Origin of the sequence: Levilactobacillus acidifarinae DSM 19394 = JCM 15949 (assembly GCF_001434835.1) — a bacterium.
GTDB lineage: Bacteria > Bacillota > Bacilli > Lactobacillales > Lactobacillaceae > Levilactobacillus > Levilactobacillus acidifarinae.
This window is the reverse complement of record NZ_AZDV01000005.1, coordinates 464,348-490,712: the sequence shown is the minus strand read 5'-3', so window position 1 is coordinate 490,712 and position 26,365 is coordinate 464,348. Positions and strand designations below refer to the sequence as shown.

Genomic DNA, 26,365 nt, shown 5'->3' with positions numbered 1-26,365 from the left:
AAGAGAGTGGGACAAAAGGCGATTAGCTGGTGAGCATTAACGTCGTAAGTCAGATAATCCCGAACTTGGATTATCTGACTTACGGGGTTAAGCGGAACCAGCTGCCTTTTGGCGCACGTTTCGGCACAAGCTGTTCGGAGACACAAAGGGTCTGGGACTTTTGTCCCAGACCCCCTTTTTTTAAACTAAATGAACCATTTGAGCCTCATCAACAGTCAACGTTTCACTTAAGATACTTGGTAATCTTGTAGTTTTCATGTTCGTCAGAATGCCTCGTTGCTTCAAATACTGCACAACGTTGGGGAGTGTCCAATTGCCAGTGTACGTCGCCATGAGGCCCCGCACTAGCTCATCAATGGTGGTCCACTGGCTCGCCTGTCGGACCATAATCACCGGGTCGGCTGGTAACACATTCGTCGCCGTTTCCGCCCACGCTAGCTGCCGATAGTATGGCCCCTGAGTCGCAACGTAACTCAAAAGTTCAGGGGTCCAGTCTAAGTGAGTCAACGCCGGTAATGTCGTTGTGTCAATTACCTGACTAGCCAACGGCAAGTAAGCCCGTTCATCCGAGAACGACAATCGTTTGCCCAAGTACCGGTTAACTCGTTCGCTAAGTTCGGGGACTGCTACCCACTGTTGTAACGCTTGAGCCGTCACAAACTGATTATTCCCCACTGCGATCAGTTCCTGGTGAGCCTGAAGTCGTTGCAAAATAACGTAAATCGAGGAATCCTGATAGCCGAGCTCATGATAAAATTCGCTGATAACCTGCCGAGACAAGACTGGTTGCCGAAAATGGTCCAAAATTAACTGGCCATCGTCGAATTTTTTCGTCAGATACTTCACGAAAGCGTGTCCATGCCACCGGGCATCGACCCGGGTTACGATATCCGCAAAATAAGTCGTTTCCGTCAAATACTTCGTAGCAAAGGGCGTGTCCGCGAGTGTCGTCTGCAATAGTTGCCGCCAATGGTCTTCCACTAATAATTGCTTACGCAAATCCGTCACCAGTAAATAGTCCGGATGCTGAGCAACCTGCAACGCAATCAACCGTTGCAAATACGCTACCAACTCGTCCGGTAGGGTAAACGTCTGGAGCAGCACCCAATTATCATGGATGTTCACGTCTGGCGCAAAAAAGGCAGTTTGAGCCAACGTGTAGTCCGGCCACCCAAAGGCCTGACAAACGTCTTCGACCCGCGCATAATTTTGATTCTGCCGCAGATATTGTTCCAGGCTAGCCTGAAGCGACACCGTTTCGGTACCAGCTTTACGAATATTCATCGTATTTTTATGGCCAAACTCAAACTCACCTTTGAAAAAGTAACGGAGTTCATAGTAAAACTCGTAACGGTTAATAAGCCCTGCCCGCCGTGCATCGTGTTCGAACTGGTGATAAAGGCTCGTCACGGAAACTTCCGGGGCCACGGCTAACCGCTCGTTCAACGTCTTGGCAATGCGGTTACAGAGTTCCGGCGATAATTTATCATGGTCTGCCAATTTGAATTGATTATCACCGAGGTATGTAAATTCGTTCGCATCCACCAAATGAAATAACTTGCTAACCAGGGTCCGTATTTCGTTTTTCACCGGTTTACGAAAGAGCTCACGATGAAACTGCTGTTCAAAAATAGTTTTCAGTTGAGCGATTCCGGCCGCATCTCCAGAAAAAATCATGGCCGGATGATCCGTTCCTAACTTCAAAAAGTAGGCCCGGTCAGTTAAGGGACGCTTGTATAACGTATCCCCCAACGAATAAGTAAACCCATATTGTCGCTGGATGGCCGTTATTAATGCCGACTTTTTGGTCTGAAAATCGGTAATCAGTTCTCCTAGGAAGTCCAAGCGTTTGACCGTAAACCCATTATCCGTCACCGTGAGCTGTGCGTCCAAGCGAATCAGCTGACGGCGCATTTCTGGTGAGAGCGTGGGGGTAATCAGTAACGGGAGCTGACCAATTGTCAACATAGGCGTTTCTAGGGGCGCAATTTGGGTTCGAACCGCTGGCGATAGTTCCGCTAACGTCACTGCCGACTGAGGTACTACGTCACGTAACGCAATGGTGGTCTGAATCTGATAAATTTGTGACCAGAAATCCCGAGCGCCATTTATTCGAGCCTTAATTTGTCGAACTCGTTCCCGGGTCAGACCAATTTGTTGACCGATTTCCGCCAACGTGGGGTCCACCAGCGTTTGCTCTAACTGTAAAATATCCGCCCAATGACTTCCATCGGTAACGTCTGTCTGAAAGGCCGCTTCAAAATGGGCAAACCGCTCATCTAACGTGGTTAACCGGTAAGCCACTTCATTCGCCACCTCTTGAGGGCCTTCCTGGACGGTTGCATCTACCAGCACGGTTGTTTCCGAGAATGGCACCTGGAGATGCAAAAGCGGCACCTGGCTCGCACTATTCGGGAACGTCATCGTCTGTTGATGATGGGTGGCTCGCCAAGCTTCATAGGTCCCAACCTCTTGTTGCCAAGCTGCAACTAATTTTTTAGCCTGGCCTGACTTAACTTGGGCCCGTTTTAAGATGGTCACTAATTCGGTGGCGACCGTCACATTTGTCAACGCCTTTAACGCGCCTTGCGTTTCTGCCGCCGGTAATAACGCCGCCAGCCCCCCTAACAAAATCTCTGGATAATACGTCTGGGTTACCACGGGGATTGGGCTGGCCTTGCGTACTTCATGACGCTCTACCGGTAGTTGTTCCTGGCCTGTAAGCAGGTCAATAAGCGCATTTAGCTTGGTTGGCCCAATTCCCTTAAACGTTGCTAGCTGGTCCAAGACCTGCTGATCGATCTGGTCCAGGTATTGAATTCCTAAATCGTCCTCTAATACTCGCCGAACGGCCTGATACTTCCGGGTCGTAGGGATGGGAATGCGTTTCTGGCCTGTATCACCGCTCCCAACACGCTCTAAGTTTGGCTTAACTTGCTCCTGTGCCATCGCTGATTCACCTCAACTGTTTACTAGATTTACTTAGTCCTAGTATACAACAAATCACATTTGGAAGCGGTCGCAATCCCACGTTAACAGCGATTCCTCGTCCAGTCCTCGGAACCCCCCACACCAGATTCAGTCCGAAATTTCGACCACGCTATCCTTCAGAACCGTTTTTACGTGAAACTTAGGCTGAACGCAAAAAGACACATTCAATTATCGAATGCGTCTTTTTGACAACCAGACATGATGTCTGCTTTTTTTAATTACTTAGTCACAGCTCGATGTAACCTTATTCAACGACCGTGTTAGGCTGCAACGAAACCGTCTTACCAGCCACGTCAATGTCCAGTGGGTCGCCACTCAATAACTTGAAGTGGGCACCAGTTTTATCGACGATGACTTCAATCAACCGACCGCGGAAGACCTGCCGGAAGGAGAAGCTATTCCACTTCTTCGGCAAGAATGGCGCGTAGTGCAGTTGCCCGTTCCGGACCCGCATGCCCGCGAAGCCTTGAACCACGGCAATCCAGCCACCCGTCATGGCCGTAATGTGCAGCCCATCGGTAGTATCGTTGTTGTAGTTGTCCAAGTCCAACCGGGCCGTGCGTTCATAGAGTTCCACGGCCTTGTCTTCGTAGTGTAAGTCCGCCGCTAAGACCGAGTGAATGGCCGGAGAAAGACTGGATTCGTGCACCGTCAGGGGTTCGTAGAAGTCAAAGTTAGCCTTCTTTTGTTCTGGCGTGTAGTCGTCGATGAAGTCCCAAATTCCTTGTAAGACGTCACCTTGCTTGATGTACGGCGACCGTAAAATCTTGTCCCAAGACCAGTGTTGGTTGATGGGCCGTTGGTCGGCAGGAATGGCACTGACCGGTTCGATATCTTTGTCCAAGAACCCGTCGTGTTGTACGAAGATGTTCAAGTCCTTGTCGTATGGCAAGTACATCCGGTCCACAATATCCTGCCAGTGGGCCTTTTCGTCGTCAGAAACGTCAAGGCGGTTAGCGACATCGGCGTCCACCTTGGCCAAGATTTCCAGCGTGTACTTCAACGTCCATTGCGCCAGCATGTTGGTGTCCCAGTTGTTGTCGACGTTGTTTTCGTACTCGTCGGCCCCGGTGACCCCGTGGATCATGTACTGGTTGTTACGCTTGCTGAAGTGGACCCGGTCGGCCCAGAACCGTGAAATCTCAGTTAAGACCTTCGCCCCTTGATGCAGGACGTAGGAGTCGTCGCCGGTGTAACGGGTGTAGTTGTAAATCGCAAACGCGATATCACCGTTCCGGTGAATTTCTTCAAACGTGATTTCCCATTCGTTGTGGCATTCGATCCCGTCGAAGGTCACCATTGGGAACAGGGCACCCTTTAAGCCTTGTTCCTTGGCATTGATGTAGGCACCTGGTAATTGGTTGTAACGGTACATCAACAGGTTGCGGGTGACCTTAGGATCCGTGATCCCCAGGTAAACCGGGAAGGCAAAGGCTTCGGTGTCCCAGTAAGTGGCGCCACCGTACTTTTCGCCGGTAAAGCCTTTGGGTCCGATGTTCAACCGCGAATCTTCGCCGTAGTACGTTGAGAACAACTGGAATAGGTTGAACCGAATTCCTTGCTGGGATTCGTCGTCGCCGGTAATTTCGACGTCGGACTTTTCCCACCGTTGTGCCCAAACTTGGGTGTGAGCGGCCAGTAAGTCGGCATAGCTTTCACCGGCCACTTGGTCACTCAGTTGGTGCATGGCCGCGGTCAGGTCGTCTTGGGTCTTGTAGTCGCGAGACGTAACCACGATGACCCGCTTTTCTAAGGTCGTAGTGGCTTGGGGAGCTAACGTCCCCTGGTAAGCCGTCGCAACTTCCTTATCGTTGGGTTGGGCAATGGCCACGTTATCGAGGTCGCTGACCAGCCGCATTTCCATGCCGGACGTAAACTGTGGGGTGCCGAAGGGGTTCGGCGTGGTCTTAGCAATCACGCTTCCGCGGTCGGCCTGTTGGTCCGTCGCCAGGACGTCCCAGAACCGTTCGTCGTAGTTGGCTTCTTCGTTCATCACGTCGGCATCGATGGCGGGCAGTAACTTCACGTCCACAGCGGTGGCGCTTAAGTTCTTGACCGTAACCTTTTGGACGGAGAGTTCCTTTTGGGCCACACTCAAGAAACGTTCAAAGGTCAAGGCGACCTTGACGTCCCCGCGGTTCAACGTGAACGACCGGGTCAAAACGGCCGTGTGTAAGTCGAGATCCAGGGTGAAATCGCTGATTTGGTCCTTAGCTAAATCGACGCGTTGCCCGTTAATTTCGATGGGTAACTTGATGAAGTTGACGGCATTAACCACCTTACCGAAGTACTTCGGGTAGCCGTTCTTCCACCAACCGACCCGGGTCTTATCAGGGTACCAGACCCCACCCAAGTAGATACCTTGTAATGAATCACCGCTGTAACCTTCTTCAAAGTCACCGCGCATGCCCATGTAGCCGTTCCCAAGACTGGTCATGGATTCTTGAAGCCGCTTATCCTTGGGGTCAAAGGTGTGGGTGACCACGTTCCAAGGTTGCACATCGAAAATTCGTTTCATCGTTGAAAACTCCCTTTCTATGGATAGTTCCGTTAATCGTTGTTTGACATTCTATAAGATTTTGAATGACTAATCCACAACGACCCAAATTTCAGCGTTGTGGATTAGCGAGTTAATGTTTAAATGATTAAGCCTTGTAAGTTTCTTTGATGGTGAAGACGGATAAGGCCCCGATCGCCATGATGATCCCGGCAAGCAGGAACATGTTGGCTTGCGCACCACCCAATAATGGGAACAATGCGAAGCTGGCCAGAGAAGCCACGATTTGTGGCAAACAAATTGATCCGTTGAACAACCCTAAGTAAGTCCCCATGTGGGCCCCAGATAAGGCGTTGGTAACCATGGTCAGTGGGTACGTGTTCATCGCAGCCCAAGCAATGCCGACCAAGATGAAGGACACGATCAAAGCGTATTGACTGTGAATGAAGAACACGGAAACAAACCCGATGGCCCCTAAACCTAAACTACCGGCGTAACCCAACTTGTGGACGCTATTTGGCAGCTTAGCTAAGACGTAGGACCAAACCACGGCGGCAATGGATTGCACGGCGGCTAAGACCCCGTACCAGTTCCCGGCAGCTTGGTAGCCCGCAGAAGCGGCGTTGGTGGTGTTCCAGACGTTGGAGGCAATGGCCCCAGCGGAGTAAGTCCAGAGGTACTGGAAAGCGACCCAGCAGAAGAATTGAACTAAGGTAACCGTCCAGAAGACCTTGGGAGCGGACTTCAGTAACGTCCACCAGTTCCCACCGGTCGTGTTATCTTCCTTACTGATACCATGGTACTTGGCGTACGTTTCGGGATCGTATTCGTGAACCCGGAAGATGGTGAACAGACTCGTGATGACCAACAAGATGGCGCCGACGTAGAAGGCAACCTTCACGGTGTCGGGCACGACCCCTTTAGCAGCCACGTTTCTCAAGCCAAAGTAAGCGAAGATGAACGGTAAGATGGCCGCTAAAACGGCCCCGGTGTTAGACAGGAAACTTTGAATCCCGTAAGCGTAACTCTTCTGATCATCGTTGACCATGTCCCCGACCATCATCTTGAACGGTTGCATCGCGATGTTGGAAGACAAGTCCAGGAAGGCCACGGTAATGGCCCCGAAAAGTAACGCGGCGAGTGACGCATAACCGAAGCCCATACTACCGGAGTTCGGTAACAGACACATGACGATAACCGCCACGATGGTGCCTAACGCTAAGTAAGGCAACCGCCGGCCACCCCATTTAGGGGCCCAAGTTCTATCGGAATAGTACCCGACGATTGGTTGAACGATCAACCCAGCCAATGGTGGTAAGATGAAGAACCACCCTAAACTGTTGGGGTCGGCCCCAATCGTTTGGAAAATCCGACTCATTTGCGAACTCTGTAACGTAAAGGCCGTTTGTACCCCTAGGAAACCAAAGTTAATCATCCAAATGGTGCTGGCTGATAATTTGGGTAACCCCGTTTCGGGATTGTCGACCGTGGTTGTATCCTTAGAAACAACATCTGCCATGACACAAAACCTCCTTAAACCAACTTCAATTCTAAATAATTGCTAAAACGTTGTGCTATCTCAAGCGCAACCGATTACATAAGTTATTATGGCACCGCTTTCATTTTAATGCAACCGTTTGCGCAATTTTTTTTATTAAAACTTTGGACCATTCCAATTGTTAATTGGATGGGCTGACAATTAAAACCACCAGCCCGACAAGTATTAGCCAAAGTCGAACTGGTGGTTTTGTAGAATTAAACTTTTTTAGCTTTTTAGTTAGGTCCGACCATTGTATGCAACAATGGTTCAAACCAATTCATTATTTGGGGGTTGTTCCATCCGCTGCAATCCGATTCATTGAATCGAGCCACAGTGAGTCATAATCCCCGCCACGTAGCCGAAACGTGCTTACAGGGACAGCTCATTCCGCTTAACCCCACTAGGCTTTCTGGCTAAATCGGGCTTTCAGGGGGCAACGGGTTCCGCTTAATTGCTACCGTAGCCGAAACGTGCTTACAGGGACAGCTCATTCCGCTTAACCCCACTAGGCTAAAAATCCAAAACCGGGATTTTCACCCTAGTGACGTTAATGCTCGTGAGCTAACCGTCCCTGACGCACTCTAATTTATTGCATACGGAATCCGGATTTGTCCCGGTGTTGGCGTGTCGATTGGTTCTCGATCACTGAACAATAATTTCGCGGCCGCCGAGCCCATCTTCTCTGGGAATAGGTCCACCGAATGCAGATCCGCATCCGTTAACCCCTCAGGCAACGAGTGGTTAAAACTCACCACGGGGAACTTGCTGACCCCGTACTTCTCACGGAACAACCGGTAAAATTCAATGCCGTTAAAGTCATCGGTCGCCATGATCCCATCAATTTCCGGATGCTGGTCGATAAACGCCCGGACCCGGGGCGCATCCCCCAGCTTGCAGACCAACGGTTCAACGTTGAAACGCGCTGCCACACGGTCGTAACCTTCCCGCCGCTGCTGTTCGTAAGCCCAGCGGTGCCCCGATTCGACAAAGACCGGGTGTTTAACGTGGAGTTGGTCCAACAGGAAGGTTGCGCCCCCAATCCCCGCCTGCAAATTATCGTTGTCGACGAAAAAGTCGTTATGGTGTTGATCGGGCTGGCCAATCGTCACGAACCGTAAATGTTGTTGCCGCAGATAATCGGCAATTGGATCGTCCTGGTGCGCATAAAAAAGAATGAACCGTTTGATCTTCCCCTGGGCCACCATCGACTTTACGTTGGCCAACAGTTCTTCGGCCGTAGAACTAATCGCGACCGATAGCACGTAATGCCGCTGGACCAATTGGGCGTTGATACCCCGTAGTAAATCAATATAAAAAGGATTTTCGGACAGGACCCGTTCCGTGTTAGGGAACACGACCCCGACCGCGTTGGCTTCTCCCGCCGTTAAATTTTTAGCGTTATAGTTGGGCAAATAGCCCTCAGCGGCGGCCAATTTCTGAATCCGTTCCCTGGTCGCCTGACTGATTCGTGGATTGTTATTGAGCGCGCGCGACGCGGTCGAGACTGAGACCCCGGCCTTAGCGGCAATATCACGGATAGTTAACATGTGTGTGCTCCTTATACCTGGACCAATTTCGTTTAGACTTAATGAACAAAGCTTACCATATTAAAATATTTCTGCAAACTGTTCCCAAATAAAAAAGGCTCAGCTGTTAATGGCTAAGCCTTTGGGTTATTTCTTAGCGTCGTGGTGGCCGTTTTTCGGCGGATTCACCGGCAAAGTTGTCACGAATTGACTCCCTTTAGGTTGGTTATCCCGAACCGTGATGGTGCCGTGATGCAGGTCCACAATCCAGTGAGCAATGGACAAGCCCAGCCCGTTACCCCCGGTCTGACGCGAACGGGAGGTATCGACCCGGTAAAACCGGTCGAAGATCCGGGCGCGGTCTCTGCCCGTCACGCCAATCCCTTGGTCGGCCACGATCAGCTGCCACTTACGTCCCAGCGGTTGCGCCGTCACGGTAATGGTACTGCCCTGCGGTGAATATTTGAGGGCGTTATCGATCAAAATATTCATCAACTGATGAATCAGATCTTGATCCAACACGGCCTTAAAGGTGGGAACCGGTGCCAAGACTAGCTTTTTCCCCTGGCTCGCTGCAATTTCGGTGTAGGGTTCCACCGTGTATTGGAGGAAATCGGCCACCTCGGTCGATTCAAAGTTGGTCTGTAAGGTGTTTGAATCCGAACGGGCCAACGCTAACAGATCGTGGGTCAGCTTCTGGAGGCGCTGACTCTCGCTGTTGGCAATCGCAATGTTGGCCGCCTGATCAATGATTTTATCATTAGGCTTGGTCAACAAGAATTCAAGCTTATTTTGAATGATGGTCAGCGGGGTCCGTAATTCGTGGGCGGCGTTGCCCACAAACTCGGTCTGCCGGCCCCACGACCTCAGGATCGGTCGCATGGTCAACCGCGACATCCAGACACTCATCAGAATCGACAACAGCCAAAACACGCCCATGGTGATCAACATGACCTTGGTGAAGTTACGCATCGCCGCCTTTTGCGGGTCGATGTTTTCCATGATTAAAAGGTACTTTCCCGCCACGTTCTTATCGTTCGTGCTCTTGGGCGCCTTGATCAATAGCGTTCGAAAGTTGAACTTACCATTGACCTTAATGGTCTTCAGCTGCCCCACCTGCGAGCGGTGTAGCTTAATATCCTTCAACGTGTCGTACCGCGACCCCAACTGAAGTTTATTGGTAATCTTGCCCTGCTGGTCATACACTAACGTCGTGGTCATGAACGGGTGCTGATTCTGGACGTTCGCTTGAAACTTGGTCTTGTGTTGAAACGGCTTCGGCGGACCCTGCAGTCGCGCCGACTCTTCGACGCGCAACGCCTGATCGGTACTGGTCAGCATAGCCCGACCAAACAGGACGAAGACGATCACCCCTAATAAGATGAAGATCAACGAAAAACCGATAAAATTACTCAAAAATAACCGTCGCCGTTGCGCACGATTGACTTTATTGCTCATCGGGGGCCTCCACAATGTACCCGGCGTTACGAATGGTCCGCACGGACAGGTCACTGCCCGCCCGCTTCAGTTCTTTGCGTAAATTACTCATGTAGACTTCCACCACGGACAGGCTAGTTTCGGAATCAAAGCCCCAAAGACGATTAAAAATCTGCTCTTTGGTGATGATGGTGCCCGGGTTAGCGGCCAAATAGGCCAACAAATCGAATTCCCGCCCCTTGAGCGTCAAGGGGCCGCCGTTAAAGGTCGCTAAATGCTTACTGGTGTTGATCTCCAATTGGCCTAACCGAATCACGTCACTGCTGTTTAAATGGCCGGTACGCTTCAATAACGCCTTCATCCGGGCCAATAATTCCTCACGGTGAAACGGCTTCGTCACGTAATCATCAGCCCCATCGTTAAATCCGCGGAGTTTATCGGCAATTGTGTCCTTCGCCGTTAGGATCAAGACCGGCGTCGAGATGCCCTGACTACGGATATGCATTAACAGGTCTAACCCACTTTCGCCGGGTAACATCAAATCCAAAATAATGGCGTCAAAAACGTCCTGACTGGCCAAAAATTCCCCCTGTTCGCCGTCATAGGCGGTCGTGGGCTCACAAATCGGCTTGATTAATTCAACGATGTCGGCGGATAATTCCCGTTCGTCTTCGACGACTAATACTTGGGCTGTAGCACTCACCAAACATTCCTCCCTTAATAATTCAAGTTTTTCCTTTATATCATTATTTTTGGTGACTAGTCGGCTGGCCTTAGCGATTTTCTCCGGTTTAGAAGCCCTTAGGGTAGCTGTATAACTCCCCACGGTGGCTCACGACGCACAGGTGATTCGCTCGTAGCAGTCTTTTTTGCGTGCGACCCCCGAGTAGTGATAACCTTATGCGACACTAAGTTTACCAGCATGCTCGTTCAATCGCTGAACCGACTAGTCACTTAAAATTATAGTCTACCTGACAAAGAATAACGGCACCTTAAGTTAATTTTGTGGCCTAAGCGCTAAGTTTCCGTGAAGATTCGGACATTGTTCAGCCCCCTACCCAAAAAGAGGGGTAAACTTTGTGCAACGTTAGTGACGTGTTATCCTAGATAGTATACAGATAACGAGACGTGGAACCCGTTGCATCATCTGGCTGGTCCGCCGCTGGGTCGTGAGGGCGATCCGCGCTTACCTGCCTTTTGAGGATAACTAGGCCACGGTTTTAACAACGATCTTACTGATTAACTACGGAGGGGTTTTAATGAAACAGCATCGAGATACCCTTACGGCACTGAGAGTCAGCCGCTGGGTATATGGGGGAGCCTTTTTGATTCCATTTGCCATCATGGTCCTGGTCTTTTGGCATCTCAAGATCACCCCGTTTGGCCACCGAAATCTTCTGTTTAGCGATATGGGGGCTCAGTATGTTCCCATTTTGGAATATTTACGCACGACCATTCTGAGCGGTCACTTTCACCTATTTTCCCTATCCTTAGGGACCGGTAGTGGCCTAATTCCACTATTAACGTACTACGTCATTAGTCCGTTCAACTTACTAATCTTTTTGTTTCCCGCCGCAAAAATTACGACGGCCCTCACTTGGATTATCATTCTAAAAATCAGCACGATTGGCTTTTCCATGGCCGTCTTCTTACGCCACGCGTTCCTCAAGACGGGCTGGTCGCTGTTACTCTTCTCGACGGCCTTTAGCCTGTGTGGCTTCGTCACCATGTACTTCTACGACATGATGTGGCTGGACGCCTTGATCTGGTTACCAATCGTCGCGTTAGGGCTTCACCGCCTGGTCCACCATCACCACTTCGGCCTGTACACGGTCAGCCTGACGATCACCATCCTGTCCAACTACTACATGGGTTACATGACCTGTCTCTTCTCGATCCTGTACTTCGTGTACCTGATTATCGAACACCAATCGACACCGACACCGTTTAAAACCGTCTGGCAAATGCATTGGCCGGCCATTCGCCAATTCGTGATTGGGTCCTTACTGGCCGGTGGGATGACCATGGTCGTCCTCATTCCCACGGCTCTAGGGATGTTACTGACGGGTAAAAATAACGTCATCACCGAAAACTACAACCTATCGCCACTCTTCGGGCCGGAAGTCTTAGCCCAGTTTGGCCCGGCCGGTAGTACCTACAGTGGCCACCTCTACCACACACCGTCGGTCTTCATGGGCACGCTGATGTTTCTGTTACTCATCGTCTACTTCGTGTCTCCCCGCATCCTGGCCGTTGAGAAAAAACGGACGATGTGGTTGCTACTGGCGATGGGTTTAGGCCTCTTAGTTACCGTCCTGAACACCGCTTGGCACATGTTCCAACAACCAGCCGGATTTCCGTTTCGCAACGTCTACTTCTTTACGTTTTTAGCCATCGTCACGGCCTATCGGGCCTGGCAGACCCATCCCGCCCAAACCATGAACGATCCCCAGAAGATCTTAGCGTTAGTCTGGGGCGCGGGGCTCTTAACCATCGGGTTCGTGGCCGTCAAGATCTTACCCAAGCTTTACTATAAGATGGAACCGACCTACAATAATTCGCTGTACCTCCATAGTCAACCGGCCTTTCACCTCCTTTCATTAGCGTTAGGTCTACTATTGCTCAACACCATGCTCCTGTTTATCAGCGAATGGCGGCCCGCGCGGATCGGGCTTATGGCCCTGATTATCTTTGCCGAACTGGGCGGGAGTTTTCTGGTGGGCACCCGGGGCATCGAGTTTGGGTCCCAAACCGCCTTTACCAAGGCCTATAAAGCCGATACCGGTCTGCTCAAGCAGGTGGGCGCAGCGAAACCTAAACCCAACTTACACCGGGTTGAATTTCTGCACTCAACCATCAGTGAGGCCTATAAGGGCGCCTACAATCACTATAACGATCCACTCCTATTTAACTACGCCGGGGTCAGCTCCTACTCCTCAACGCTAGAAGAACAAGCCCGGGTCTTCCAACACGATTTAGGCTACTTTAGCCCGAACGTGCGCCGAATTAGTCTCCAGGGGTACACTCACGTTACGGATACGTTATTGGGCGTCAAATACCGGTTGAATTCCTACAAAACACCCCCGATTACCCCGCTTACCACTTACGCGGGCTTCGGGTTCGCCGTTCCGGAACGGTTGGCCCACGTCCAACTCTACGACCAAGACGCGCTCACTAACCAACAAAAGGTTCTGGACGCCTTGGGGGCCCCGGCCAATACTTTAGCGGCCGCCTCAATTCTTAAAACGACGCAACGACCAGTCACCAAGGCCGACGCCACGAGCATTCCGGACCGAACGGCCACCAAACAATCCGGCAAGCAATACCTGCAGACCATCACCTTACGCGTCAACGCAACGGGTCTGCTCCACGGGTTCTCACCGGCCGATAACATCGTGTACTCCAGCCTTAAGGTCAACGGTAAAAAAGCTAAACCCCTGACCAACGCCGATGGGTACCGGTATATCATGAACTTCGGGCAACGCACCAAGGGAACCGTGCTCAAGATTAGCTACGTAACCGATGACCCGAAGGCCCACCGGCCCAACCAATTTGCGTCGTTGAACCAAGCCGTTTACCGCAAGTTTACCCAAAAGTTGGCTCAGCAACGCTTCAAGCTGGGACCGACCAGCGGTGTTTCCTGGATTTCCGGAACCGTTACGGGGACCGCCAAGCGCCAACTGCTTTACGTCTCAATTCCGATGACGCCCGGTTGGACGGCCAAGGTCAATGGCAAACCGGTGAGGATTCAATCCGCCATGCACGCTAAGTCCCTCGTCCCGGTGGTCAAAAACTATCCGGGGATGATCGGGATTCCGCTACAACGGGGTGAAAATAAGGTCACCCTGACGTATCAAACGCCGGGGCTCAAGCTCGGTGCCCTAATCAGTCTCGCCTGTCTGGCCCTCTTCTTCGTTCTGTGGTTCATGTCAGAATGGCTCCGACCATTAGAAGCCCGGCACGCCAAACCTAAAGCTTAATCGTCATCACTGCATGCTAAAAGCCTCACCCGTAACGGTTATTCGTTACGGGTGAGGCTTTTTAAGGTCGACCCAGAGGATAAAACAAGCCAATGGCAAGCCACATGAGGCCAATCATGACCCCTAACGGATCACTCAACATCCCCGCGAAAAGCCGCAAGCAGCCGTCGCCGACCAAAAAGGCAATCCCCACCCAAAAGGGCCAGTTCCGGTAAAATTTATGGTTAAAGCTCAGTCTCATAATGTGCTCCCCTACTTCCCCTTTCGTCCAACGTTCCATCGCCACCATAAATCATTTGGGGGCATCATGGGCCACCAAGTCCCCGCTTAATGGCCAACGCTATTGACAGGCTTATTTTACCACTTCTGTCTGCCGGACTGGTGTCACGATGTCCGGCACCATAACTTTTCATGACGAACCAAAAAAGCCCCGCACCTTGGCGGGACCCGTTCATTGCTCATCATTTAATGGTCGGACCTTCGAGCGATCCTTTTGCCCCTTAGTCACCTGATTCATGGTCAAGCGTAACAGGAACGGTGCGACTAACGTAGCTAGGATAATGGCCGCGACAATCGCCGAGTAACGGACCGGCGACATCAGCTTCGCCTGGTACCCAATCTGGGCGATAATCAACGCCATTTCCCCCCGGGAGACCATGCCGGCGCCGACGGCTGTGGAACTCATCCACGAGAAACCGGCCAACTTGGCCCCGCCACCGGCCCCAATCAACTTGGAAGCTACGGCCACGACCGTCAGTACCAGGATAAACCCGATTTGCTTACCTAACCCGTTAAAGTCCATGTTTAGCCCGATGCTAACGAAGAAGACCGGAATAAAGACTGCGTAACCCACCGGCTCAATGTGCCGGTCAACCGTTGATTTGACGGACGTTTGGGAGATGGCGATCCCGGCGAAGAAGGCCCCCACCACGTCGCTTAGGCCGACCAGTTCGGCCACGTAGGCCATCCCAAAACACAGGATGATGGCCATCAACGTCTCGCCCATCGGAATCATCAGCCGTTTGCCCATCTTGGCCATGTACGGCGCCAACCACTTCACCACGAAGTAGATGGCCGCAAAGTAGACGACCTGCATCAGCGTGGTTACCAGCAAATTACCGGACGTGTGCCCACCGACCGCGGTCCCGGTAGTCGACACCAACACACTCAAGATAATCACGGCCAACACGTCATCGACCACGGCGGCCCCCAGGATCGTGGTCCCTTCCCGGCTATTTAAGGCATTCATTTCTTTTAAGACTTCGACCGAGATGGAAACCGAGGTCGCCGCAAAGATCACGCCCAGAAACATGCTTTCCGTCAGCGGCAAGTGATACAGTTCTGCCACCCAGAAGGTTCCCAGCACCGGTACGATAACCCCCAGAATCGCCACAAATACGCTGGGTTTTAGGTAACGTTTCAGTAATTGCAGGTCACTTTCGAGCCCCGCGATAAACATTAAGACGATGACCCCAATTTCAGCGAAGCCCTCTAAATTGTGCGTTAAATGTAACCAGCCCAACATGGCCGGCCCCAAGACGATTCCCACCAATAGTTGCCCGATTACCGCGGGAATGCCAATGCGCGTACTAAAGTGTCCGACAATGGTGGTTGCCAGTAAAATCAACGTTAAATTTCCTAATAATTCCATATTGGCCCTCCTTTTGGACACAAAAAAAGCGTCCACTTCTCCTCTGGTCGCCCAACCCAAGGCCAACCTCATTCTTGAAAAGCAGTCGCTTCAACCCGTTTATAATATTCTAGTAAGTATATCTGGTTTACTGGGTGAACGCAACCCCTACGACTCTGCTAAGAAAATTAGCGAGGCAAACTAAATCTTAACTACCGGTCAGCGGTCAATCGTGTTAAACTAATAACGATTAACGAGATTGTGAGGTGACGCGGATGAAGTGGCTTGAAGCAAATATCGTTGTGGTGGTTTGGGCAGTTATTTTTGGTGAAGTGATCGGGTATGTCGGTCAATCATTGGAACAAATGCCTTATAAGCCGATGCAATTAGGTATCACCATGGCTATCGTTGCCCTGATCGCGGTCAACGGGATCACGTTACTAGCCCGTAGCGATAAGAAGTCTGCGAAGAACTAGAGCAATTCGCCGCTGCTCGACGGCAACGTTGAGGAACTCCGGATAACTAAAAACGACCGCAAAGCCCGCCGGTTTTGCGGTCGTTTTGTGTTGACCGGTCTAATTCCCTAAAAAACACGTTTCACGGAAGGAAGTTACTTTGTGCAACTTGCCCAATTAACCAATCAAATTATCCTCATGTTCGGTCTCATGCTGATTGGAGTGCTGATTAATAAGTGTCACTTCATGCACGCTCAAACCGCTAACGACCTGACCAACATCTTACTCTACGTGGTGTCACCTTGCTTAATCATTGGGGCTTTTGAACAACCCTTTTCGGGCTCACGACTCCATCAATTCCTACTGGCCGCCGCGGGAACCTTCATCTGGTACGTGGTCGTCACCCTGTTAGCCTGGTTAATTTTCGGCCACCTCAGCGATCCCAACCTCCGGCGAATTACCCAGTACGGCAGTATCTATTCCAACGCTGGGTTCATGGGGATTCCCCTCATTAGTGCCCTGTTCGGCAGTACCGGGGTCTTCTACGCCGTGGTCGCCCTCGCTGGGTTCAACCTGTTCAGTTGGACGCTGGGCGTTCGGCTGTTTCACGCTCCGGCCAATCACCAGTATCGCCAGGTCCTATTGAATCCCAACATCATCGCAATTGCGGTGGGAATTTTGCTCTTCTTGAGCGGTTGGCACCTGCCCGGCACCCTGAACCGGATTGTGACGGCGGTCGGATCCGTCAACACCCCACTTTCGATGATCGTCATTGGGAACAGCCTGGCCCAAATTACGTTAAGTCGCCAAATGCTCAACCCTTGGTTGGGATTGACATTATTTTTACGCAACCTCGTCTTTCCGTTGCTTGGCGCCGGTATCTTAACACTGCTGGGTGTTAGTGGGATTGCTTACACCACCACCCTCATCATGATTGCCTGCCCGGTCGCCGGCATCGTGGTGCTCTTCACCCTGCAAATCCACGCCGACGCCGCACCGGCCATCGCCGTGATGAGTCTCTCAACCATCTTGAGTTTGGTGACCATTCCGTTGGTCGTAGCGTTGGGTGGACACTAACCCTTAACTCAAAGAGTCCCCTGACACCTACCTTGATGTCGGGGGACTCTTTTAAATGGTCTTAGGCCCTTCCGGACGTTCACTATTGCGGATTTGATTTTTAATGGCGTTCATATCGTGGTCCAGTTCGTGAACCTGTTTCGCCTTTTCTAACAATTCTTGTTTGAGTTCCGCCTGGTGCGAAATTTGTTTTTTATAGTTTAATTCGTGTTCCAGTGACGCCCAGAAATTCATCGCAATCGTCCGAATCTGAACCTCCACCTTGACCTCAATCGTCCCCGCCGCCAGGAAAACCGGCACCGCTAAAATCAGGTGCAGGCTCCGGTAACCGTTGGCCTTGGGGTGGGTGATGTAGTCCTTGCGTCGTAAGATTCGAATATCCGGTTGCCGCGCCAATCGTTGTTCCATGGCCTGGATATCGTCTTCGAACCGCACGATGATCCGAATCCCGGCAATGTCGTGCATGTCGTTCGGCAACGTATTTAGGTTAAAATCAAAGTGTTTCCGTTGCACCTTTTCCAAGATACTTTCGGGCGATTTGATACGCGATTGGAGGCTGTCTACCAGGCTATGGCCATTTTGAATCTGGTATTCCTGATCGAGATAGCGAATCTTAGTCCGCATCACCTGAATAGCGCTACGGTAATTTAACATTAATTGACGAAATTGATCGATGGCCTGGATCGACGTGGGGTCGTTGACCAGGGCCGCGGGTAAATTTTCTTTAGGTGTTTCCTCAGTCATGACTTAATCTCCTAAGCCCGTTGTCGCCAGTGGCGAATTTCGGGAACCAACCACCACAACAACAGAAAATTTAATAATAAGGTTAGCGCGGTAAACGTAAAGACCCCGCTGTAATTGAACCAGTTGGCAATCAGCCCACCCAATAGCGAGCCCAGCATACTTCCCAGCGCCTGAAACGACTGGTTCCAACTAAACACGGTGCCCGTGAGTTCCTGCGGCGAGTTTTTGGTCAGCATGGTCTGCACGACGGGGAACAGGGCCCCGTCGGAGATCCCGATCATGAACCGAAAGACCCCGAGCAACCACACACTGGTGATAAATCCCTGGGGAAAGTACATCAGGACCGCAAACACGTAACCAAAAATCAATACGCGCTGTGTCCCGCGCCGATCACCGTATTCCCCGAGTTTCGGGGCTGACAATAACGTCGAAATTCCGGGTAACGCTGCAATGATCCCCGCCACCACGGTGACCGGTCCCACGCCGTGCATTAACTGCCGGACGTACAGACTAATGATTGGGGTGATCGAGTTGTTGCCCATCTGGATAATCATGGTCGAGGTCAACAAGACCAGAATCAACTTGGGATTCTGAAAGGCTTTCAGGACACTCCCCCGCTGGGCCTGCTGGTCGCGGGTAACGGGCTGAAAGTGTTCGTGAACCATCGTGGCACTAAGCGCAAACACAATCAACAACAGGATTCCGGTGAGCACAAAGGTCCAGCGAATCGTAAAGACCTGGGCGAGAATTCCGCCCAAAACTGGACCGATTAAGTTCCCACTCACGTAGCCCGTGGTCAATACGCCCAGCGCCCGACCACTCTGCTTACGCGGCGTTTCCGCGGCCACCAACGCACTGGCGTTGGGGATGTAGCCGGCAAAGAGGCCCTGCAAAAACCGTAGGCCAATTAGCTGCCAAACGTTGGTCACGAAACCCATGGCCCCAATCACGACGGCCATCCCGAGTGATGACCGCAAGAGCATTAATTTGCGGCCTTTACGGTCCGCTAACCGCCCCCAAACTGGAGACACAATCGCGATGACCAAAAAGGTGACCGCGTACGTGACCCCACTGTACATGGTCAGTTGGCCTTTGGTAAAGGTTCCCAAATCATCCACGTACAGGGACAAAAAGGGCATAATTTCACTAAATCCCATGCCAGCAATAAAGGTTCCTAACCACAACACGGCCAGGTTCCGCCGCCAGGCTTCCTGTTTTTGCATCCCCACGAGCTCGTTAGCCCTCCTCACTATCCTACAGGGCGGTTGCCCACCTTGTAAATTAATTTAACAAGTCGGGTAACCGCCGTTTCATAAATTCATTAATAATGATTAGTGTAGCATAGTCACCAACGCCACGACCCAAAAAGGGCCTCCGACCATCGTCGCAGACCCGTTGTTCCCGATTATTTCCCGTAGACCCCGATCACCAAAGCAATGATCAGAATAATCAGTACCGTGGTGGTAATCGCCACGTAGAGGTGATCTTTTTCCTTGTAGAAGGCGTAAATCGACACGACCACCCGTAACACGGGCGTCAAAATCAAACAGTAAACGCCCAGCATCATGATGGCAAAGGGCTTCAGTTGCCAGGTCCCCAGTAAAATGGCCCCCATCGTCAAGGGCATCGTGGTTCCCGGATAACCGGAATGCCCAGTTGCTAAAAACATGACCAAGCCAATGGCCATGATTACCGCCGAGAAGATCACACCGACCTGTAAGATTCGGCCAATAATGGTTTCAACTTGCGCCATTTCTCGCGCCGTCGTTGGTTTTTCTGCCATTAGAAGTGAACCCCCAATCCTTTAAACAACATCTGACCACCAATGTAGAGTAGCACCGGAATGAACACGATTCGAATCCAGCGCGACGGTAAGATCTGCATGATGCGCGACCCCAAGACGGCCCCAACTAAGATCCCTAACGCCATCGGTACGGCAATGGTGGGTAAGATCGAGCCGTTAAAGAAGTAGACCGTGGCACTGGCCGCTGCGGTGACCCCCATCATCAGGTTGGACGTTGAACTCGACGGCTTCAGCGGCATCTTCATGAAGGTGTCCATCGCCATGACCTTAAACGCCCCGGACCCAATGCCCAACAGGCCACTGGCTACGCCGGCCCCAAACATCACGGAGAACCCGGCCGGCACGTTTTCGACCTGGTAGTCGACGTCCTTCATCTCGGCTTTATCGTAGTACGACCCGTTAAGCTTCAGCTTGGTCGCAATCTTATCCGGTTCGACCCGTTGTAAGACTTCCTGACCGCGCCGCAACTTCCGGTACATATTCCAACTTGAAAACACCAGCAGGCAGCCAAACAACAAGTACAGGTACTTGGGGTCCAACACGCCGGTCAGTAACGCCCCGACGATGGCCCCAATGGTGGTCGCAATTTCCAAAAACATGGCCACCCGTAAGTTCAACACGTTATCGCGAAGATACGCGATGGTCGAACCCGAACTGGTCGCAATCACGGCAATGATACTGGCCCCAATCGCGTATTTAATATTTAATCCCATTCCCAAGGTCAGGATGGGGGTAATGATCATGCCCCCACCGATTCCCAGAATGGCACCGGCGATCCCGGCGAAAATTCCTACCCCTAACATGATTAAGGCAGTTTGTCCCATGAGTTGATCCCCCTCGATTCGTTTCTTAACACCTTTGATTATCAACTTTTCCGGAGATGGGAGCAAGCGGGATTACTCGGTCTGACGAGCCAAGTTTGTTTACATTGCACAATATAGATTGTTGTTAACATAGTCTTATTCAATAGATATTGCTTTGCATGTGAATTTAGAACCAAACTATTATTTTCTGTTGAGGTGCGTTAGTTACCCTAATTCCCATAGCCAAACGGCCTTAAACGGGCCAAGTAACCGATTACAGACTAAAACGACGTTGCCATACTTAAAAAATATGGCAACGTCGTTTAATTTGTATCTGAAATATGCTTCAATTAGTAGCTATCAATAAATCGTTGGAGTAACGGACTGGGCGTGACCTGTTCGGGCCAAACCAGCTTGAGCGTCGTTCGCCACGGTCGGTACCGAATCGGTCGAATGCTGGTCTGGGGGTCGCTCCCTTGCTCCGCCACGGATTGCGGCACAATGGCCACCCCCATTTGGGCGTTGGCCCACTGCACCGCGGTCCGAGCATCGTCGCAGGTGCACGCGATAAATGGCGTAATGGCCTGTTGCCGAAACGTCGCCTGAAAAAGACTTTCGAAGCGCCGGTAGATGATCAACGGGACCGTTGCCAGGTCTTCAACCTGGATGGTCGCCCCCGCAAAATGATCGTACTTGTGCGGCACCACGGCCGCCATGGCCTCCGATTTCAGTTCCTTACTAGCCAAGTGGGGGCCGGTAAAGGGGGTGCGCACGATGGCCACGTCAATCAACTGTTTTTCCAACCGGTCAATTAGGCCATAAGTGTTGTCCTCAAACAGTCGAATCTGTACCTTAGGGTAGTGGCGGGTCAGGGTGCGGAGCTTGGCGTTGGGCGTTGCCCCGATCGACGATGAGATGACCCCCACCGACAGGACCCCCGCGAGGCCCTGACCCAGTGAGCGCACCTGGCTGTCCGCCCGGTTACGCAGGTCGAGCAGTTGTTGGGCATAGTCGCGTAACAACTGTCCCGCCGGCGTCAAACTGGTGCCACTGGACGTGCGATGCAAAAGTTGTACCCCCAAGTCGGTTTCTAATTGTTTAAGTTGGTAACTCAGTGGTGGTTGGGCCATGTGCAGTTGCTGGGCCGCCGCCGTAATCTGCCCGGCGTTCGCCACGGCTAAAAAGTATTCGAGTTGCCGAAAATTCACGGGATAACCTCCTTACTGTAGGCCGGCGTCACGGACATCGGCCGCCCGGCTGACCCGGCGCCGCTTCTTGGTTGGCGATTTTTCGGGAACGGTTTCTTGCAGGAGATACTGCCGAATCAACAGTACGATTTGCTTATTTTGTGGCAAATCCGAGTGGGTCGTATCGTCCCCCGTCACGGTAATCTGGGTGTAGTGCGCCACGTGATTCTGGAACACGTACTTCCCCTGGTTAACACTGTTAGCGGGAACGGTGCCGTCACTGGAATAGTTTTCCGTCCCAGCCACCGAGTACACCGTTAGATTTTTGGGCAACTTGCTGCGCCCGGCAATCAGTTCTTTTAACATATCGGTTTCCGTGGTGGTACTGTCGGATTCCATATTGTACGGCGTGGCGATGGTCATTAACCGATCGATCGTCACGTTTTTAGTTTGCGCGAAATAGTTTTCCAAGAAGAGGCTTAAAATGAGCCCCCCGTTGGAGTGACCCAGCGCCGAGAAATGGTTGAAATGGTAGGTCTTAACCAGTGATTTGAAGGCAACGTTTAACCACTGCGCCTGCTTATTAATATTGGTATACCCGTCGTGGTTATTCTCAAAGGCAATCACGATGAACGGTTGGTTATCCCCCCGCCGAATACTCCCGGTATAGGATAATTGACCGTTGGTGGCGACCTTGACCTTCAACACGCTGTGCGCGGTCTTGGTTTCCTCCCGCAACTGGGTAATCAGGGTGTCGAACCGGTCCTGACTGGCACTGGATCCCGGCACCATGATGGTGGGATCCAGTGGGGTCCGATAATTCGTTTTATAGTGGGCGACCCGCTGGTGTAGCCACAAGACACTGGGAATAAAGATGGCTAAAACCAACACGATGGCGAGGCCCCCGATGGTTAACTTACGCCGCATCGTCGGTCGCCTCCTGATCTTCTTGATTTAAAAGTTTGACGAATGGTAAATAGATCAATACGGACACCGTTAAACAAACCAGACTCAACAGCAACGCGCGCCAATCGCCCCCGGTTCCCAGATAAGCCATCAACGGTCCCGGCGTCGTTCGCGGCATCGGGTAGGCCATCGGTGGGACTAACTTCCAGGTGATGGCACACCACGCCAACGTGATGTTCACGGCGGGCGCAATCAGAAACGGAATCAACAAGATGGGATTATACAAAACCGGTAAGCCCAATAGCGTCGCGTTATTTAGGTTGACCAGGTTGGGTAAAAACGTCTGCGTGGCGATCCGGCGGTAATGAATTTGCCGCGAACCGAGCCAAATGGCAATAATCAACGCCAACGTCATCCCGGCACCCCCAAAGTTCGCATAAGCGTCCCCCAGGGTATGTAAGGTTACCGGATACGGGGCGTGCCAGACGGACCCGTGTTGCACGGCCGCCGCTAGGTTTTGCAGCGAGCGTACCGAATTATTGCCGGCCAAGCCCACGGGACCAATTAACCCCAACCACCACATCAAGTTATTAAAGGTGGTGACGGCTAAAATCATAACCCCGTAATGGCCCGGATTGGTGATCAACGCGTTAGTCCCTAAGTAAACCAACCCATTGAGCCCCCCTTCCGACAACCAGCTCAGGCCATAACCAATCAGGACGTTCAGAACCAAGACGATAACTAACGCCCAGGCCACCCGTCCCGTCAGCGTTAACCGTTCGAACCAGTGCCACTTAGTCGTTCGCGCCAATAACTTGCTCACAAACCAACCGACACTGAGTCCCACGATGATGGCCAGAAAGATTCCTTGCGGCCCAAGGTTGTTTTCCACGAACTGGGCGCCCTGTTCTCCGGCCCGCTTGGTCTGGTCAAGGACTTCGTAATTCACGTTTAACGTCAAAAAGGCCAGGGCACTCACGAGTCCCACGGCTAAACCACTCCGTTTATAGGTCAAGGCCAGAAAGTATCCGGTCGCAAACGCCACGATCACCGCGACCACGTTATTGACCACCAGTCCCATGACTTGAAAGGCACCCTGCCACAGGTCGAGCCCCGGTAACCATTGCCCAATATGATAAATTTGAAAGAAAAAACCGTTAGTCGTTAGACAGCTTTGCCCGATGGCACTGATTAAAGTCATCACCAAAATAAACGGGTACGTCACCCGTAAGGCTTGTTTAATCACGCGCATCGCTCGCCAATGACTGACTCGTTGATTAAAACGCCAGAGTGCTTGCATCGAATTCCCCCTACTTCCGTCTTCAAATTCATTATACGTGCTTGACCGCTAACCGGGGATTAAACGCCTCATAAATTTATTCATATTTTAAGATACACAGGTACACAGCCTTGGCTAGGATAAAGCTGGTCGTCTTCCGGCGCTCAGGGGCTGGAACGCCTGCGGGCACGATTTTGAACCTCGCAAAATCCGCGAGTTTCAAAACTCGGCCTTATTCTAGGGCGGCACAAAACGCCACCCAAGAATAATTTCGCTGGCTGAGCCCCTGCTCGCCTCCAGACTAGACAATGGCAGTTTAAATTCACAATAATTTACTGGCAATACAGCCTGTAATTAAAATTCGCCGTCCATAAAGGATCAAAATATTAGCTGATACTCTATGGCATTATTTAATTCCACCCCCCACTTGATGGCGTTATTCACCAAAAAAGGCCCCACCAATTGGCGAAGCCTTGAGATCTGTCTTAAACAATTAGTTATCAGCGATCTGTTCATGTTGCCGTCATAACCAGTATGAGCTGGCGAACTAGTCAGCAATGGGCTCAGGGGTGAAATTTGACTTAGCTGGTGGATTTACCGGCTTAGGCAAAGGTTGACCTTCAAGATCCGGGCTGGGGGGGCTTGAAGTCGTGCCCATCCCGTTCTAGCCCGTTGCTGACTGGTCCGGAAGTATTTTTTAATCTCATCACGCATTAGTGATTACCAAGTCGTGCGGTTCCCCACGAGCACTTCCGGATGGTGGTTACTGAGCAGGTAGGCGTGCCCCTGTTGATCAAAGTCCAGGCCTTCAAATTCCCGCCGGGGCGCAAAGCGAGTCCAGCGAACCTGACCACTTGTTAGGTGGCCCCGTCCCGCCAACTTCTTGACCGGTAAACTCAGAATTGAACTGTCAGAGACCAAATATAGCCGGTTATTGCGCGGGTTATACCCCATACTCTGAATCCGGGTGCCGGGGCCGCGAGTTAGGATTTGGCGGGTCAGCCGAAACTTCACCTGATGGTCCGTGATTCGTCCTTGATAAATGTAAGCCTGATGCCCACCCGGACAACTCCAGAAATAAGCCCGGCCACTCCGGTCAAAGGTCAGGACGTGGCCACCGGGGACCGCGTAGCCGTGTTGTCTGAGTCGGACCCGAATCTGATGAACGGGCCGCAGGGTTTTGGCACTAATGCGGTCAATATACCCGTACTGGTTGATGGGAATCCGGGGGGCCTTTTCGCGGTCACACCACATGTACAGGTGGTGGTTCCGCGGATTATACGCCAGCGATTGGCCGTGCCCTGTCGTGAACAACGGCCCCACCTTGATGGCTCGCCGGATGGCCCGTTCTTGCTGATTATGCCCGGCCGCTTTGGTGTACACCTTCTGTAATTGACGGGCCGTGGCGTGAAGTGCCGCGAGTTTACGTTCGTCGAGACGCACCAGCCGCCCCTTGTTCTTGAGCTTCGTGGGACAGTACACCACGTACAGGTAGCGGCCCGCGCGGGTCATCCCCTGCGGATTGCCCCAGGCTTGCCGATGATACCCTGGATAAGGTAGGAGGTACTTGGTCTTAAACGTCACCGCGTGCCCCTTAGTTGACCGAATCGTGTCCACCCCGTGCGGGTGTTTGGCGTGAGCATAATGCTTAGGCACGGTCACGTAATGAACCTGTCGGTCGTTTAACCGCCGTGTCTGCCGTAAAGACGTCCCGTATAACCCGTTTGATTTTTGATGCACGATCGTCATTGCGTGGGCCGAAACCGTCAAACAACTAATCATCCCAATCGTGACTAACACACCCCAAAGCTGTCGCCAGCGCATTTTTACATCCCCTCAATTCTCAATCATTCCACATTGCTCTCCGTCAGCGTCCGGCCCCCACCGGCAACGTTGCCGTCTTTTTCTTAAGTATACGCGTTACCCCATTTACCTATGTTTAGGGACACTAACTTAGGGTATTGACCTTACGTCACTAAAAAACGGGCAACCAGCAAACTGGTTCCCCGTCAACGTTTAGTCAGATTACTTTAGATCACTTCACGCGTAAATGGGTCTTTAGAAATTCCCTTGTCCAGAATGTCAACACACCATTCCTTAGCGGAGAAGAGGCTGTGGTCCCGGTAGTTTCCACAACTGTACTTATCAGTTCCTTGAACGTCTTTCCATTCCGTGTTGTAGGCGATCCGGTGAAGCGCGGCCTTTAAGGCTTTGGCGACTTCTTCGGTGGATTGTTCACCCCAGGTAATCAAGTGGAAGCCGGTCCGGCAACCGAATGGCGAACAGTCGATCACACCGTCCATCTCGTCCCGTAAGTAACCGGCCAGTAAATGTTCGATCGTATGTAATCCGGCGGTTGGGATCGCGTTTTCGTTTGGTTGAACTAACCGTAAATCGAAGTTTGAAATCACGTCACCCTTTTTACCCGTTTCCCGCGTAATCAAACGCACGTAAGGTGCCTTAACGGCGGTGTGGTCCAACGTAAAACTTTCAACTTTTGCCATTATTC

At 51.7% G+C, this 26,365-nt stretch carries 20 protein-coding genes; 3 read left to right on the top strand and 17 right to left on the bottom strand.

Annotated elements, in window-relative coordinates; genetic code table 11:
- Positions 1-180 precede the first annotated feature (180 nt).
- From FD25_RS04570 to FD25_RS04545, 6 genes are all read right to left on the bottom strand, one after another.
- Positions 181-2,949, bottom strand: a complete 2,769-nt coding sequence (locus tag FD25_RS04570; RefSeq protein WP_057801789.1) for a sigma factor-like helix-turn-helix DNA-binding protein — start codon at positions 2,947-2,949, stop codon at positions 181-183.
- 286 nt (positions 2,950-3,235) lie between these two features.
- Positions 3,236-5,509 (bottom strand): glycoside hydrolase family 65 protein, encoded by a 2,274-nt coding sequence (locus FD25_RS04565; RefSeq protein WP_057801787.1) that lies wholly within the window; start codon positions 5,507-5,509, stop codon positions 3,236-3,238.
- Between the two features lie 127 nt (positions 5,510-5,636).
- On the bottom strand, positions 5,637-7,007 hold the full coding sequence (locus FD25_RS04560) for an SLC45 family MFS transporter (protein ID WP_057801786.1): 1,371 nt from the start codon (positions 7,005-7,007) through the stop codon (positions 5,637-5,639).
- Between the two features lie 602 nt (positions 7,008-7,609).
- Entirely contained in the window at positions 7,610-8,575 is a 966-nt protein-coding gene (locus FD25_RS04555; RefSeq protein ID WP_057801785.1) for a LacI family DNA-binding transcriptional regulator, read from the bottom strand.
- 126 nt (positions 8,576-8,701) lie between these two features.
- The gene (locus FD25_RS04550) at positions 8,702-10,012 is read right to left on the bottom strand and encodes a sensor histidine kinase (protein WP_057801783.1); all 1,311 of its coding nucleotides are present in this window, start codon (positions 10,010-10,012) and stop codon (positions 8,702-8,704) included.
- Positions 10,002-10,694, bottom strand: coding sequence for a response regulator transcription factor (locus FD25_RS04545; RefSeq protein WP_057801781.1), 693 nt, complete (start codon positions 10,692-10,694; stop codon positions 10,002-10,004). The genes FD25_RS04550 and FD25_RS04545 overlap by 11 nt, the downstream gene beginning before the upstream one ends.
- Positions 10,695-11,250: 556 nt before the next feature.
- Between FD25_RS04545 and FD25_RS04540 the strand changes: the two genes are divergently transcribed.
- Positions 11,251-13,971: a YfhO family protein gene (locus tag FD25_RS04540; protein ID WP_057801779.1), complete on the top strand. Its 2,721-nt coding sequence runs from the start codon at positions 11,251-11,253 to the stop codon at positions 13,969-13,971.
- Between the two features lie 61 nt (positions 13,972-14,032).
- On the opposite strand, the gene FD25_RS04535 is transcribed toward FD25_RS04540, so the two are convergent.
- Positions 14,033-14,212, bottom strand: a complete 180-nt coding sequence (locus FD25_RS04535) for a hypothetical protein (RefSeq protein ID WP_057801776.1) — start codon at positions 14,210-14,212, stop codon at positions 14,033-14,035.
- Positions 14,213-14,422: 210 nt separating this feature from the next.
- Complete coding sequence (locus FD25_RS04530; RefSeq protein ID WP_057801774.1) at positions 14,423-15,622, bottom strand: cation:proton antiporter; 1,200 nt, start codon at positions 15,620-15,622, stop codon at positions 14,423-14,425.
- A gap of 254 nt (positions 15,623-15,876) precedes the next feature.
- Between FD25_RS04530 and FD25_RS04525 the strand changes: the two genes are divergently transcribed.
- Together FD25_RS04525 and FD25_RS04520 are read left to right on the top strand one after the other, a co-directional pair.
- Positions 15,877-16,077: a YjzD family protein gene (locus tag FD25_RS04525; RefSeq protein ID WP_057801773.1), complete on the top strand. Its 201-nt coding sequence runs from the start codon at positions 15,877-15,879 to the stop codon at positions 16,075-16,077.
- 141 nt (positions 16,078-16,218) lie between these two features.
- The gene (locus tag FD25_RS04520) at positions 16,219-17,133 is read left to right on the top strand and encodes an AEC family transporter (RefSeq protein WP_057801770.1); all 915 of its coding nucleotides are present in this window, start codon (positions 16,219-16,221) and stop codon (positions 17,131-17,133) included.
- A gap of 51 nt (positions 17,134-17,184) precedes the next feature.
- Here FD25_RS04520 and FD25_RS04515 read toward each other — a convergent pair whose 3' ends face one another.
- The 9 genes from FD25_RS04515 to FD25_RS04475 all read right to left on the bottom strand — a co-directional run bounded on the left by FD25_RS04515 (position 17,185) and on the right by FD25_RS04475 (position 26,360).
- Entirely contained in the window at positions 17,185-17,877 is a 693-nt protein-coding gene (locus tag FD25_RS04515) for a GTP pyrophosphokinase (RefSeq protein WP_057801768.1), read from the bottom strand.
- An 11-nt stretch (positions 17,878-17,888) separates the two neighbouring features.
- The gene (locus tag FD25_RS04510; RefSeq protein ID WP_057801855.1) at positions 17,889-19,100 is read right to left on the bottom strand and encodes an MFS transporter; all 1,212 of its coding nucleotides are present in this window, start codon (positions 19,098-19,100) and stop codon (positions 17,889-17,891) included.
- 182 nt (positions 19,101-19,282) lie between these two features.
- Positions 19,283-19,660, bottom strand: coding sequence for a DUF1634 domain-containing protein (locus FD25_RS04505; RefSeq protein WP_057801766.1), 378 nt, complete (start codon positions 19,658-19,660; stop codon positions 19,283-19,285).
- The gene (locus FD25_RS04500; protein WP_057801764.1) at positions 19,660-20,505 is read right to left on the bottom strand and encodes a sulfite exporter TauE/SafE family protein; all 846 of its coding nucleotides are present in this window, start codon (positions 20,503-20,505) and stop codon (positions 19,660-19,662) included. Before FD25_RS04500 ends, FD25_RS04505 begins: the two co-directional genes overlap by 1 nt.
- Before the next feature lie 329 nt (positions 20,506-20,834).
- A complete protein-coding gene (locus tag FD25_RS04495; protein WP_057801762.1) occupies positions 20,835-21,692 on the bottom strand; it encodes a LysR family transcriptional regulator in 858 nt (285 codons plus the stop codon).
- A 12-nt stretch (positions 21,693-21,704) separates the two neighbouring features.
- A complete protein-coding gene (locus FD25_RS04490; RefSeq protein ID WP_057801759.1) occupies positions 21,705-22,598 on the bottom strand; it encodes an alpha/beta hydrolase in 894 nt (297 codons plus the stop codon).
- Positions 22,588-23,877, bottom strand: a complete 1,290-nt coding sequence (locus tag FD25_RS04485; protein WP_057801757.1) for a PTS transporter subunit EIIC — start codon at positions 23,875-23,877, stop codon at positions 22,588-22,590. Before FD25_RS04485 ends, FD25_RS04490 begins: the two co-directional genes overlap by 11 nt.
- Before the next feature lie 699 nt (positions 23,878-24,576).
- A complete protein-coding gene (locus FD25_RS04480) occupies positions 24,577-25,680 on the bottom strand; it encodes a hypothetical protein (RefSeq protein ID WP_057801755.1) in 1,104 nt (367 codons plus the stop codon).
- 206 nt (positions 25,681-25,886) lie between these two features.
- Positions 25,887-26,360: an S-ribosylhomocysteine lyase gene (locus tag FD25_RS04475; RefSeq protein WP_057731694.1), complete on the bottom strand. Its 474-nt coding sequence runs from the start codon at positions 26,358-26,360 to the stop codon at positions 25,887-25,889.
- Positions 26,361-26,365 lie beyond the last annotated feature (5 nt).

What these genes read in the sequence shown, in the direction of transcription:
- FD25_RS04570 (WP_057801789.1), bottom strand. Translation starts at nt 2,949, where the DNA reads ATGGCACAGGAGCAAGTTAAGCCAAACTTAGAGCGTGTTGGGAGCGGT.
- FD25_RS04565 (WP_057801787.1), bottom strand. Translation starts at nt 5,509, where the DNA reads ATGAAACGAATTTTCGATGTGCAACCTTGGAACGTGGTCACCCACACC.
- FD25_RS04560 (WP_057801786.1), bottom strand. Translation starts at nt 7,007, where the DNA reads ATGGCAGATGTTGTTTCTAAGGATACAACCACGGTCGACAATCCCGAA.
- FD25_RS04555 (WP_057801785.1), bottom strand. Translation starts at nt 8,575, where the DNA reads ATGTTAACTATCCGTGATATTGCCGCTAAGGCCGGGGTCTCAGTCTCG.
- FD25_RS04550 (WP_057801783.1), bottom strand. Translation starts at nt 10,012, where the DNA reads ATGAGCAATAAAGTCAATCGTGCGCAACGGCGACGGTTATTTTTGAGT.
- FD25_RS04540 (WP_057801779.1), top strand. Translation starts at nt 11,251, where the DNA reads ATGAAACAGCATCGAGATACCCTTACGGCACTGAGAGTCAGCCGCTGG.
- FD25_RS04535 (WP_057801776.1), bottom strand. Translation starts at nt 14,212, where the DNA reads ATGAGACTGAGCTTTAACCATAAATTTTACCGGAACTGGCCCTTTTGG.
- FD25_RS04530 (WP_057801774.1), bottom strand. Translation starts at nt 15,622, where the DNA reads ATGGAATTATTAGGAAATTTAACGTTGATTTTACTGGCAACCACCATT.
- FD25_RS04525 (WP_057801773.1), top strand. Translation starts at nt 15,877, where the DNA reads ATGAAGTGGCTTGAAGCAAATATCGTTGTGGTGGTTTGGGCAGTTATT.
- FD25_RS04515 (WP_057801768.1), bottom strand. Translation starts at nt 17,877, where the DNA reads ATGACTGAGGAAACACCTAAAGAAAATTTACCCGCGGCCCTGGTCAAC.
- FD25_RS04510 (WP_057801855.1), bottom strand. Translation starts at nt 19,100, where the DNA reads ATGCAAAAACAGGAAGCCTGGCGGCGGAACCTGGCCGTGTTGTGGTTA.
- FD25_RS04505 (WP_057801766.1), bottom strand. Translation starts at nt 19,660, where the DNA reads ATGGCAGAAAAACCAACGACGGCGCGAGAAATGGCGCAAGTTGAAACC.
- FD25_RS04500 (WP_057801764.1), bottom strand. Translation starts at nt 20,505, where the DNA reads ATGGGACAAACTGCCTTAATCATGTTAGGGGTAGGAATTTTCGCCGGG.
- FD25_RS04490 (WP_057801759.1), bottom strand. Translation starts at nt 22,598, where the DNA reads ATGCGGCGTAAGTTAACCATCGGGGGCCTCGCCATCGTGTTGGTTTTA.
- FD25_RS04485 (WP_057801757.1), bottom strand. Translation starts at nt 23,877, where the DNA reads ATGCAAGCACTCTGGCGTTTTAATCAACGAGTCAGTCATTGGCGAGCG.
- FD25_RS04480 (WP_057801755.1), bottom strand. Translation starts at nt 25,680, where the DNA reads ATGCGCTGGCGACAGCTTTGGGGTGTGTTAGTCACGATTGGGATGATT.
- FD25_RS04475 (WP_057731694.1), bottom strand. Translation starts at nt 26,360, where the DNA reads ATGGCAAAAGTTGAAAGTTTTACGTTGGACCACACCGCCGTTAAGGCA.